The organism is Halorubrum sp. SD626R, assembly GCF_001261915.1.
GTDB lineage: Archaea > Halobacteriota > Halobacteria > Halobacteriales > Haloferacaceae > Halorubrum.
On record NZ_CVRT01000017.1, the window covers coordinates 1 to 10,460 of the forward strand.

Below are 10,460 nucleotides of genomic sequence, written 5' to 3' on the forward strand. Positions count from 1 at the left end.
CGTGGGCCGCGTCGAGCCCGTCGTCGACCGCGTACAGCTCGACGCGGTACGGGCCGGGCACCGCGAGCTCCGCGAGGGCGTCGGGCCCGCCGCTGTCGGTCACCGTGTTGTACGCGAGCACGGGGACCCCGTCGGCGAACGTGAGGACGCCGCGCGCCTCGCCCTCCAAGAGGAGCGTCTCCTGCGGGACGAGCGTCGCGTAGCCGGTCAGCTCGCGGTCGAGCGCCCGCGAGAGCGTCGTGGCCACGTCCGAGACCACCCGCGACCGGAGGAGGGCGCCGCGGGGGATCCGGAATTCGGGCGGCCCGTTCGACTCGGTCCCGTCGGTCAGCGACCCTTCCGACCCTCCGGTTCCGCCTCCGGTGCCCGTCATGGCGTGTCGGGCACGACCGCGCTGCGGAAGCGGTCGGCGACCGCGTCGCCGTCGCCGTCGCGCACGTCGAGGCGGGCCGCCGCCCGTCGGTAGCGGGCCGCCGCGTCGCTCTCCGGCGCGTGCGCGAGGAGGGGCTCGCCGGCGCGGCGCGCGTCCCTGACCGCGTCGCTGTCGGGGACGCGCGCGAGGACCGGCCCGCCGAAGTGGCGCTCGGCCCGCTCGGCGACGTCGGCGGCGTCGTCGCGGACCTTGTTGAACAGGACGCCCGCCGTCTCCGTGCCGTACGAGCGGGCGTACTCCTGGACCTTCAGCCCGTCCGAGAGCGCGGGGATGGTCGGTTCGACGACGACGGCGACGCGGTCCGCGAGGACGACCGGGAGCACCGCCGACTTCGAGCCGAGCGCGGCCGGCGAGTCGAGTAAGAGCACGTCGGTGTCGCTCGCGAGCTCGGCGACCACGTCGCGGAGCCGGGTCGGCTCCGCGGCCTCGAACCCCGCGAGCGACGTGCCGCAGGGGACCACCGAGAGCCCGAAGCGGTCGTACGTCGCCTCCCCGACGTCGGTCGCGGTCCCCTCGACGAGCAGGTCGTGGAGGGTGACCGCCGCGTCGTCGAGCCCGGCGTGAAAGAGGAGGTTCGCCATCCCCGTGTCGGCGTCGACGACGGTGACGTCGTGCTCGTCGGCTAACGCCATCCCGAGCGCGAGCGTGCTCGTCGTCTTGCCCGTGCCGCCCTTCCCGCTGGCGACCGCGAACGCCTCGACCATGGGGCCATCTGGCCGGTCGCTCGGCTAAAGCCTGTCTATCGCGGGCGCGCCGGGACCGGCCGTCGCGGGGGCGTCGAGGACGTCAACCGCGGCCCGGCCCCCACCGGACAGCGTTTTGCCGTTCGGCGCCAACCGTCGACCATGCCGAGCGTCATCGACGCGGACGCGTTTCGAGACCGGATCGACGAGCGGCGGCGCGGCGAGCGGTCCTTCGCCGTCGTCGACACGCGGCCCCCCGAGAGCTACGAGGGCTGGCGGATCGCCGACTCCGTCCACTACTTCTACAAGCCGTTCCACGAGTTCGACGTCACCGACTTCGAGGCCGAGACCGGGATCGCCCCCGACGACGCGATCGTCACGACCTGTGCGAAGGGGAAGGCCTCGCTCGACTTCGCCGAGGAGCTCGAGGCCGCGGGCTACGACGACGTCACCGTCGTCGCGGACGGGATGCGCGGCTGGTCGGGGGTCTACGACCGGACCGCGGTCCCGCTTCCCGACGCGGGCGACGAGCCGCTCGACATCGTCCAGATCCAGCGGCGCGCGAAGGGGTGTCTCGGGTACCTCGTGGTGGGGGGTCCGTCGTCCGGGGAGAGCGCAGATTCCGACCGCGTCGCCGCCGTCGATTCCGATGGTTCCGACCGCGTCGCCATCGCCGTCGACGTCTCGCGTCACGGCGACGAGTGGCGGGCGGCGGCTGCCGAACGCGACGCGTCGGTCGGGGCGGTCTTCGACACGCACGTCCACGCCGACCACCTCTCCGGGGGTCGAGCGCTCGCCGACGAGCTCGGCGTCCCGTACTACCTCCCCGCGGCGGCCGCCGAGCGCGACGTGGCGTACGACTTCGAACCCATCGCGCGCAACGAGACGCTCGACGTCGGCGGCGTCGACGTGAAGGCGCTCGCGACCCCCGGCCACACCGACGACGGCGCGAGCTACCTCGTCGGGCGGTCGGCGCTGCTCACCGGCGACACGCTATTCACCGACAGCGTCGGTCGCACGGAGCTGCAGTTCGCGGCGGGCGGAGACGACACGAAGGACGCGGGCGGTGACGGAGAGGACGAGTCCGCCGGCGCCGCGACCGGTGCCGAGCGGCTCTACGATTCGCTCCACGGGACGCTGCTCGCGGAGCCCGACGATACTGTCGTCTGTCCCGGCCACTTCGCGGTCGCGAACGACGGAACCACCGGCGACGTCGTACCCGGCGAGCCGGTGACGACGACGGTGGGCGCGGCGCGCCGGGGACTCGACGTGCTCGGCCTCGACCGCGAGGCGTTCGTGGAGAGGATTACGGCGACGCTGCCGGAGAAGCCGCCGAACTACGAGTCGGTTATCGCCGCGAACCGCGGCGTCGAATCGCCCCCGGACGAGACCGCGGCCATCGAGTTAGAGCTGGGGCCGAACCGGTGCGCGGCCGACGCCGGCGGCGAGTCGACGGCGGACGACTGAACCGCCGGTCGTCGAGAAGACGGCCGTCGGTGATCGCCGCTCTCCGAGGGGGGACGCGTGTTCTGGTTCGGGCGTCGGCGACTACCCGCCGTCGGCCCGTTTCGCGATCCGGTCCGCGAGTTCTCGCGCCGCGGCGACGTGGTCGTCGGCCTCGGCGTCGCCGGTCCCGTCGACCGCCGCGAGCAGCGTCCGGATCTCGCCCGCCCGTCGGACGACGGTTTCCCCGTCGACTCCGCCGCGGTCGATCTCCGCGGCCAGCGCCTGCGCCTCGCCGAGTCGCCAGCCGGCCTCGCGCTCCACGGGGCGCTCCTCGGTGGCCGCGAGGTGATCGTGTAACGCCACGACCGGATCGAACTCGTCGGTCACTGCGCGCTCATGCTCACTCGTCGTGGATGAAGACGAGCCGCTTCGTCTCGGTGTTACACAGGCACAGGTCGATCCCGTCGCGGGTGGCGCCGATCTGCTGCCAGCCGTGGTCACTGACGAACAGGGTCTGGAACACGCCGCGGTCGCAGTCCGGGTTCGGGCAGCCGACGCCGGCGGCGTTCTTGTAGACCGTCGTCCCCCCGCCGGAGCTCTGACGCACCAGGCCGTCGCGCAGCGAGCGGAACTCCTCTGCAGACATCGGTCCGTCCGTGTCTTCGTCTCCCATACGTCCGCGTTCGCGGGCCACGATAAATAAACCGACGGGCCGGATCGCCCGGTCGGGATCAGTCGCCCCCGCGCTTCGGATCAGTCGCTCCCGCGCTTCGCCTCGTCCGCGTACGCGTCCGCGAGCCGGGTCGGCTCGGGCAGTTTGTACCCCGCGCACAGCGCGTCGACCAGCGCGACGGTCGTCTCGGCCGAGACCCGGTGTCCGGGGCTCACGTACAGCGGGTTCACGCGGCGGCTGTTCGGGTACTGCCGCGACTGGAAGGCGTGGCCGATGACGGTCGCGTCGTCGGCGTCGGCCGTCGACCGCGTCCCGGCCGTCTCCACCGACTCGTCGGCGCGGATCGGCGTCCGCCACCCCTCCGGTCGCTCGTCGGTCGGTTCGTCGGGTTCGCCGCACAGCAAGTTCTTCGCGACGCCGACGCTCGGAACGTCCAGCAGGGCGCCGACGTGGGTCGCGATCCCGGCCTCCCGGAAGTGGATCCGGCCGGAGCCGTCGCATATCAGAAGGTCCGGGTCGGCGTCCAAGGCGTCGAGCGCGGCCAGCATCGGCTCCCCCTCGCGGAACGCGAGGAGGCCCGGGACGTAGGGGATCCGGAGGGGCGTGACCGCGCTCGCGGACTCGATCACGTCGCCGTCGCGGAGCGCGACCGCGGCGGAGACCGCCCTGTCCTCGCCGTCGTCCGGGGTCAGAAACGCCTGATCGACGCCGACGACGACCGGGGCGTCGGGGTCGGCCCTCTCGTCCCCGTCCGCGTCCGTACCCGGGAGCGACCCCTGACGCGCGTCCGGCGGCCCACCGGTCAGGTCCGCCGACTCGCTGATCGCGACTGCATCCGGGTCGAAAGTATGGTCGTCCGCGAACGTCGCCGTCGCGGCCAGCTCGCGCTGGAGCGACTCCATCTCGGCCCGCGAGAGCGCCGGGTCCGGGAGGAACTCCTGGCGCGCGACGGCGTCCGGCCCGACGCGGGAGGCGTCGCCGGGCATTCAGAGGCGCCCGCCGGGACCGCCCGGCCCGCCCGGTCCGCGCGGGCCGCGAGCGCCGCCCATCGAGACGCCGCCGGGACCCCCCGCGGACCGGGCGAGCCCGTCGTTGCGCTTCCCGAACGCGAGCCCGATGGCGAAGCCGATCAGGTGCGCGAGGTGCGCGATGCCGCCGGCGGTGCCGGCCCCGCCGGCCTGGACGCTCTGGACGACGAGGACGGCCGAGACGAGCGCGATCCCCCACGTGAGGTACTTGATCTTCATCGGAATCACGAAGAAGAGGAGGACCTGCATGTTCGGTCGCCAGACGGTGAGGACGCCGAGGATCGCGAAGCCGGCGCCGCTGGCGCCGAGGACGCCGGTCGAGGTGGCGCCCGTCGCGATCGCGAACAGGATGTGGCCGAGCCCCGCGACCATTCCCGACACGAAGAAGAACGCGGCGAAGCGCTTCGACCCCACGGCGCGCTCGACGAGCGGGCCGAAGAAGAACAGGACGACGCTGTTGCCGAGAATGTGGTAGATTCCGACGGGCGAGTGCGAGAGGACGGCGGTCACCCAGGTCCAGACCCGCCCGATCGCGTCCGCCCGGAGCACGAACAGCTGGTCGTGGAGCGCGGGGCTCACGCCCCAGAACACGACCAGCTGCGCGAGGAACGTGACCCAGATCGCCAGCAGGATCGTGTACGTCGCGTTCCCTCGGAAGTAGCTCACGATCCCGCCCGTGCTCGTCTCGCGGTCGACGCGGCGCTTGACGCGCTCCGCGACGCCTGCCTCGCTACCGGCGTCGCCGGTCCCGCCGGCCGGCCCACCCTCGACGCCCTCGTCAAAGCCGCTGTCGAAGACGCCGCCCGGGTCGTTCCACTCGGAGAGCCCCGCGCAGTCGTGGTTCTCCGGGAGACGGTGCTCGGCGCAGAACGTCTGGCCGCACCGCTTGCACTGGTACGGGAGGTTCTCGTACTCCCCGCACGCGTCGCACGTCGCCATTGGCGACACTTACGGGGGCGGTCGTAAAGCGGTTTGGCTCTATACGTGGTCTATCATGAAGCGGTCGGCGGCCTTCGTGGTGTATAAGCTGGATACGGTGACACGGGGGCGACCACCTCCAAAGCCCCAGCCGGGAGGACTCGATGCGCTCGCTGTGCTCCTCGTTCGCTCGCTCCGCTCACTCACTGCGGTGCTTGCGTCGCGCGTCTTCGTCCTCCCGGCTGCCCCTTTGAGCCCCGCCCCACACAGCACCGCACCGCAGCCTCACGCCTCCCCGGCCTCGTCGGCCTCCCTTCGGTCGGCCGACTCCCTCGCACGCGCTCCTCGCGCCCTCCGGGCGCTCGTCGGCACGCGCCACCGCACCGTATCCCCGTATAAATGGTCGCCGCGGCCGCGGTCAATTACTCATAACTAATCACTCGCTCGCTTCGCCGTCCCGCAGCCCGTCGACGAGCTCCCTGAGCGTCGCGAGCGGGTACTGGCCGGGCGCGGTCGCGTTCGCGGGGTCGACGGGCGCGTAGCCGATCTTCGAGCCGTACACGGGCGTGACCGCGCGGGTGTGGCGGCCGGGCTCGCCCATGCACATCGTCGCGACGCGGTGGCCGGCGGCGGTCGCCTCGTGAGTCGCCTCGATCATCGCGAGCGCGTCGGCCGGGGCGGTCGCGGTCGTCGCCAGCTTCCCCACGTCCCCCTCGCTGGCGGCGTCGGTGAGCAGGTCGACGAGCGCCGCGGGCTCGGGCGTCGACTCGAAGTCGTGGACCGAGACGACGACCGCGACGCCTTCCTCTCGGGCGGTGTCGCGGAGCGCGGTCGCGTGCGACTCCTCGCCCTCGGGCGCGTTCCCGCGGAGAGCGGCGAGCTCAATGTCGACCGCGGCGACCGCGTCGCGGCCGATCGCGGTCGAGAGCGCGTCGAATCGGCCGGGGCCGTCGTCCGCCTCGCCGCCCTCCCACGACGCGCGGTTCGTGACGAGCAGCGGGAGCTCGCCGTCGTAGCTCGCCAGCTGGCCGAGCGGGGCGTCCGCGAGGTCCATCCGGAACTCCGCGGCGTCGGCGTGCTCGCGGGCGCGCGGCTCCTCCGAGAGGTCGGCCGTGCTCGCGGTCAGGACGAACTCCTCGAACATACGCGAGGCTTCCGGGGGCGGGGACTTAGGTGTGTACGTGCGAGTCGACCGAAGCGCGCGATGCCGAAAAGGCCGAGTCCTACGCGACGAGGCCGTCCTCGGCCTCCAGCAGCTCGTGGTACCGGTTCCGGATGGTGACCTCGGAGATGTCGGCGACCTCCGACACCGCGGCCTGGGTCGTCTTCTCGTTGGTGAGGAGCGCGGCGGCGTAGACGGCGGCGGCCGCGAGGCCGACCGGCGACTTGCCCGAGTGGACGCCCTTCTCCTTGGCGTTGCGCAGGAGGCTCTTCGCGCGCATCTCGGACTCCTCGGAGAGCTCCAGATCGGAGGCGAACCGGGGGACGTACTGCTCGGGGTCGGCCGGCTTCACTTCGAGCTTCAGCTCGCGGACGACGTAGCGGTACGTCCGCGCGATCTCGGCCTTCTCGACGCGCGACACGTCGGCGATCTCGTCGAGGCTGCGCGGGACGCCGGCCATCCGCGCGGCGGCGTAGACGCAGGAGGTGGAGACGCCCTCGATGGAGCGGCCGGGGAGGAGGTCCTCGTCGAGCGCGCGGCGGTAGATGACGGAGGCCGTCTCGCGGACGTTGTCCGGGAGGCCCTGCGCGGAGGCCATCCGGTCGATCTCGCCGAGCGCCTGCTTCAGGTTGCGCTCCTTCGAGTCGCGGGTGCGGAACCGCTCGTTCCACTTGCGGAGCCGCTGCATCTTCTGGCGCTGGCGCGCGCCGAGCGACCGGCCGTACGCGTCCTTGTCGCGCCAGTCGATGTTCGTCGAGAGCCCCTTGTCGTGCATCGTGTTGGTGGTCGGGGCGCCGACGCGGCTCTTCTCGTCCTTCTCGCGGGAGTCGAACGCGCGCCACTCCGGCCCGCGGTCGACCGAGTCCGCCTCGACGACGAGTCCGCAGTCGGCACAGACCGTCTCGCCGTGCTCCTCGTCGGTGATGACGTTGCCGTCGCACTCCGGACAGGTCAGCGTCTCGTCGGTGCGTTCCGATTCCTCTTCGTCCGTCTCCGTTCGGGAGCGGCTCCCCCGCGTGTGTAGTCGTTCACTCATGGCTAAACCCCCTCTCGGTAACTGAACACGGTCCGAGAGCGATCTTACCCAGTAGACGGCGGAACCGAACTTAAAACGACCGGAACGTGTCGCCCGAAACCCGACGAAAGGACACGATCTATCACGGGTTTTCGGCGGCGACCCAATCGGTGAGCCGACTCCGCCGCCGTCCGGACGACTTCCCGATCGCCCGGACGACCGCCGGACGACCGAAACGCTTGGGCCGACGGCGCACCGAGGGCGAAGCGATGACCGCTCCCCGCGTCGTCTCGCTGGCCCCGAGCGCGACCGCGACCGTGACCGCGCTCGGCGGCGCCGAGACGCTCGTCGGCGTCACGCACCACTGCGACCCGCCGGCCGAGGCGGGGTCGGCGCACGGCGGCGAGTTCCCGGTCGCTGTCGGCGGCTGGCTGAACCCCGACCTCGACCGCGTCGCCGACCTCGATCCCGGCGTCGTCCTCGCGAGCGACGGCCTCCAGGCCGACCTCGCCGACGCGTGTCGCGACCGCGGGTTCGACGTCCGCCACCGCGAACCGGCGACGCTCGACGAGGCGATCGCGACGTTCGCCGCCCGCGGCGCCGACGTGGGACGCCCCGACGCGGGCGACCGGCTCGCAGCGGACTCCCGCGCGCGGCTCGACCGCGTCGCCGAGGCGGTCGCGGACCGCCCGCGGCCGACCGTCTACTGCGAGGAGTGGTCGGACCCGCCGATGGCCGCCGGCAACTGGGTCCCCGACGCCGTGCGCGCCGCGGGCGGTCGCTACCCGTTCGTCGAGTCGGGCGAACGCTCCCGCGAGGTCGACCTCGCGAGCGTCGAGGCCGCCGACCCCGACCACCTCGTCGTCCACGTCTGCGGCCACGGCGACCGGGTCGACCCCGCGACCGTCGCGGAGCGCGACTGGGCCGTCGAGGCGCCCGTGCACGTGATCGACGACTCGCTCCTGAACCAGCCGAGCCCCGCGCTGATCGACGGCGTCGAGCGGCTGGCCGGGCTGTTCCACTCCGAGGCGTTCTCGGAGACGCCCCCGTAGACGCGCGGCACCGGTCCGCGGAACCGACCCGACGCCTATTCGTACCCCGTCACCTAAGCGCCGGTATGCGAGTCGGCGTCGGCAGCGGCAACCCGGTGAAGCGGCGCGCGGTCGAACGGGTCCTCGAATCGTCGCAGGGGCGCGACCTGACGGACGAGGTCTCCGGAGACCCGGCGACCGTCGCGATCGAGTCGGTCCCCGTCCCGTCGGGCGTGAGCGAGCAGCCGACCGGCCACGCCGAGACGGTCACCGGCGCGGAGAACCGCGCCCGAGCGGTCCTCGACGCCGGGGAGTACGATCTCGGCGTCGGGATCGAGGGCGGCGTCGCGCGGTTCGACGGGGCCGACGGGTCCTTTCTCATCATGTGGGCGGCGGTCTCGGACGGATCACGGACGGGGTGCGGGGCCGGACCGAGCATCGCCCTCCCCGACGATATCGGCGCACGAATCGCCGATGGAGAGGAGCTCGGCCCCGTGATGGACGACGTCCTCGACGCGACGGGAGTCGCGCGGCGCGGCGGCGCCGCGGGGGCGCTCACGGCCGGCCGCGTCGACCGCGCCGGCGCCCTGGCGACGGCGGTCGCCGGGGCGCTCGGCCCGTTCGTCTCCGAGTCGTACTGAATCGGCGGCCGGCGGGGTTCCGGGGGCGGTCGCGGTTCGGTGTTCGTACCGGAACCGGGGGTCAGTCGGGCACTCGGTGGGGGATTCGATGGAGAAACCGCCCGACAGCGACGTGTTAACCGGGTCTACCAACCCGCTTATGCACGGACGCCGCCTGGATCGGGTATGAGCACTGCCCACCCGGACGCGGTCGCCGCCGAACCCGCCGGCCTCTCCGCGAAGCAGGCGCGGATCCTGGGGTACCTGCGCGAGAACGCCGGCGAGCGGACGTACTTCAAGTCGCGACTCATCGCCGACGACCTCGACCTCTCCGCGAAGGAGGTCGGCGCGAACATGGGTGCCGTCGCCGACGCGGCCGGCGACATCGACGTCGAGAAGTGGGGGTACTCCTCCGGGACGACGTGGATGGTCACGGAGTAGGCGGAGAGGGACCGGGAGACGGCGTCGGTTACGGCTCGTCAGTCACGGGTCGTAGGCGACGAGTTCGGCCGCGTCGTCGGCGAAGGCGACGGCGTCGGCGTCGAACGATTCGGCGTATCGGACCGCGAGCGTGAGCAGCCGCTCCGGCTCGGTCAGCGCGTAGCCCCCGCTTCGGTCGAGCAGCCCGGCGTCGTCGAGCGCGGCGGCCGCGGCGCTGATCGTCGGCCGGGAGACGCCGAGCTCGGCCGCGAGCGCCGCGCCGGTCTCCTCCGGGTCGCGCAGCAGCGCGAGGATCATTCCGCGGGGCGTGTCGCGGCGGAGGTACCCGAGCGCGCGCTTGTCGAGGTCGTCGAACCGGTCCGCCGGGAAGTACCGGCGGTAGTCGGCGTCCTTCGCCGACTCGATCTCGCCCGCCTCCTCCAGCTTCCGGAGGTGGTACTGCGCCTCGCCCGTCCCGAGCCGGAGGTCGTCGCGGAGCTTCGAGAAGTGGGCGCCCGGGGTCGTCGGCACGTAGCCGCGGATCGCCTCGCGGGTCTCGTTGGCGTCGTCCCCGCCACCCCCGGCGTCGGCGCTCGCGGTTCCGACGAACGGCGCGGCGGCTCCGATCGCGGCGAACCGTCGGAGCGTCTCGCGCTTCCGCCCGTCGAAGCCGTCAGTCACGCGAGGTGATAGCCGTCGGCTCGACAAAAGCACTTCGTTCGGGGGGACGTCGGCGGATTCGAGGCGCTATCGATGTCGGGCGCGGCCGATCAGGTCTCCCGCTCGACCTCGCCGTCGGTCGGCTCCTCGTCCATCTCCTGGATGACCTCGTCCGCGGACTTGATCTCCGCGCCCGCACCGCCGGCCTTGACAGCCTCGGCCTCCTTCTCCAGCTCCTCGACGTCCATCTCGGCCGACTCCTCGATCTGGCCGAGGATCTCGTCGATGTCGTCGAGCCCGAGCATCTTCCGGGTGTCGTCGTCGAACTCCTTCCCGTCGAGCCCCTCCATCTCCTGGACGTCGGAGCCGGA

12 protein-coding genes and 2 pseudogenes are annotated in these 10,460 nt (G+C 72.5%); 4 read left to right on the forward strand and 10 right to left on the reverse strand.

Annotated features, from left to right (window positions below):
* Nucleotides 1-373: pseudogene (locus tag SD626R_RS00795) on the reverse strand (hypothetical protein); the annotation flags it as partial.
* The gene (locus SD626R_RS00800; protein WP_092562146.1) at nt 370-1,137 is read right to left on the reverse strand and encodes a nucleotide-binding protein; all 768 of its coding nucleotides are present in this window, start codon (nt 1,135-1,137) and stop codon (nt 370-372) included. The gene SD626R_RS00800 and the pseudogene SD626R_RS00795, both read right to left, overlap by 4 nt.
* 141 nt (nt 1,138-1,278) lie before the next feature.
* Here SD626R_RS00800 and SD626R_RS00805 point away from each other — a divergent pair, with 141 nt between their 5' ends.
* Nucleotides 1,279-2,583 (forward strand): MBL fold metallo-hydrolase, encoded by a 1,305-nt coding sequence (locus SD626R_RS00805; RefSeq protein ID WP_092562149.1) that lies wholly within the window; start codon nt 1,279-1,281, stop codon nt 2,581-2,583.
* Between the two features lie 81 nt (nt 2,584-2,664).
* On the opposite strand, the gene SD626R_RS00810 is transcribed toward SD626R_RS00805, so the two are convergent.
* The 6 genes from SD626R_RS00810 to SD626R_RS00835 form a co-directional block, all read right to left on the reverse strand.
* Nucleotides 2,665-2,949 (reverse strand): DUF8152 family protein, encoded by a 285-nt coding sequence (locus SD626R_RS00810; RefSeq protein WP_092562152.1) that lies wholly within the window; start codon nt 2,947-2,949, stop codon nt 2,665-2,667.
* 13 nt (nt 2,950-2,962) lie between these two features.
* Nucleotides 2,963-3,235 carry a DUF7385 family protein gene (locus SD626R_RS00815; protein WP_049906210.1) on the reverse strand — a complete coding sequence of 91 codons (273 nt, stop codon included), beginning with the start codon at nt 3,233-3,235 and terminating at the stop codon, nt 2,963-2,965.
* 80 nt (nt 3,236-3,315) lie between these two features.
* Nucleotides 3,316-4,221: an endonuclease V gene (locus tag SD626R_RS00820; protein ID WP_092562155.1), complete on the reverse strand. Its 906-nt coding sequence runs from the start codon at nt 4,219-4,221 to the stop codon at nt 3,316-3,318.
* Entirely contained in the window at nt 4,222-5,202 is a 981-nt protein-coding gene (locus SD626R_RS00825; protein ID WP_092562158.1) for a rhomboid family intramembrane serine protease, read from the reverse strand.
* A gap of 415 nt (nt 5,203-5,617) precedes the next feature.
* On the reverse strand, nt 5,618-6,325 hold the full coding sequence (locus SD626R_RS00830) for a type I 3-dehydroquinate dehydratase (protein WP_092562161.1): 708 nt from the start codon (nt 6,323-6,325) through the stop codon (nt 5,618-5,620).
* A gap of 79 nt (nt 6,326-6,404) precedes the next feature.
* The gene (locus SD626R_RS00835; protein ID WP_092562164.1) at nt 6,405-7,379 is read right to left on the reverse strand and encodes a transcription initiation factor IIB; all 975 of its coding nucleotides are present in this window, start codon (nt 7,377-7,379) and stop codon (nt 6,405-6,407) included.
* A gap of 248 nt (nt 7,380-7,627) precedes the next feature.
* Here SD626R_RS00835 and SD626R_RS00840 point away from each other — a divergent pair, with 248 nt between their 5' ends.
* The 3 genes from SD626R_RS00840 to SD626R_RS00850 all read left to right on the forward strand — a co-directional run bounded on the left by SD626R_RS00840 (nt 7,628) and on the right by SD626R_RS00850 (nt 9,450).
* Nucleotides 7,628-8,410: a cobalamin-binding protein gene (locus SD626R_RS00840; protein WP_092562176.1), complete on the forward strand. Its 783-nt coding sequence runs from the start codon at nt 7,628-7,630 to the stop codon at nt 8,408-8,410.
* A gap of 65 nt (nt 8,411-8,475) precedes the next feature.
* Nucleotides 8,476-9,030 (forward strand): DUF84 family protein, encoded by a 555-nt coding sequence (locus tag SD626R_RS00845; RefSeq protein WP_092562167.1) that lies wholly within the window; start codon nt 8,476-8,478, stop codon nt 9,028-9,030.
* 165 nt (nt 9,031-9,195) lie between these two features.
* Entirely contained in the window at nt 9,196-9,450 is a 255-nt protein-coding gene (locus SD626R_RS00850; RefSeq protein WP_092562170.1) for a DUF7123 family protein, read from the forward strand.
* A 42-nt stretch (nt 9,451-9,492) separates the two neighbouring features.
* Here the strand turns inward: SD626R_RS00850 and SD626R_RS00855 are convergent, their stop codons facing one another.
* Both SD626R_RS00855 and SD626R_RS00860 read right to left on the reverse strand, forming a co-directional pair.
* The gene (locus tag SD626R_RS00855) at nt 9,493-10,110 is read right to left on the reverse strand and encodes a winged helix-turn-helix transcriptional regulator (protein WP_092562173.1); all 618 of its coding nucleotides are present in this window, start codon (nt 10,108-10,110) and stop codon (nt 9,493-9,495) included.
* Nucleotides 10,111-10,199: 89 nt separating this feature from the next.
* Nucleotides 10,200-10,460: pseudogene (locus SD626R_RS00860) on the reverse strand (phosphoesterase); the annotation flags it as partial.